Annotated in this window: 1 rRNA gene; it reads left to right on the top strand. The window is 57.8% G+C overall.

Going from position 1 to position 635, the window contains the following annotated elements:
* Positions 1 to 635 (top strand): 23S ribosomal RNA (locus AC5RUW_RS16615); the annotation flags it as partial.

The raw sequence follows: 635 nt of genomic DNA, 5'->3' as shown, positions 1-635 counted from the left end.
TCCGAATGGGGAAACCCCGCCCGGCGTGACTTTGTTGCGACCGGGTGACCCGTACCTGAACACATAGGGTGCGTGGAGGGAACGCGGGGAAGTGAAACATCTCAGTACCCGCAGGAAGAGAAAACAACAGTGATTCCGTTAGTAGTGGCGAGCGAACGCGGATGAGGCTAAACCAGTGGTGTGTGATAGCCGGCGGGCGTTGCATCACTGGGGTTGAGGGACTGTCCGTACTGGTTCTGCCGGACCGGTGGGGTGAGTGCAGGTGTATAGGTGAACGGGTTTGAAAGCCCGGCCGGAGAGGGTGTTAGCCCCGTAACCGTAATGCATGCTGCCGCTTTGTGATGGTATCCCAAGTAGCACGGGGCCCGAGAAATCCCGTGCGAATCTGCCAGGACCACCTGGTAAGCCTAAATACTCCCTGATGACCGATAGCGGACAAGTACCGTGAGGGAAAGGTGAAAAGTACCCCGGGAGGGGAGTGAAACAGTACCTGAAACCGTGTGCCTACAAACCGTCGGAGCAGCCCTGGTAGCTGTGACGGCGTGCCTTTTGAAGAATGAGCCTGCGAGTTAGTGTTACGTCGCGAGGTTAACCCGTGTGGGGAAGCCGTAGCGAAAGCGAGTCTGAACAGGGCG

The sequence above is a fragment of the Arthrobacter sp. Y3222053 genome (assembly GCF_059092805.1).
The sequence above is the reverse complement of the archived record's forward strand: the minus strand, read 5'-3'. Positions and strand labels throughout refer to the sequence as shown.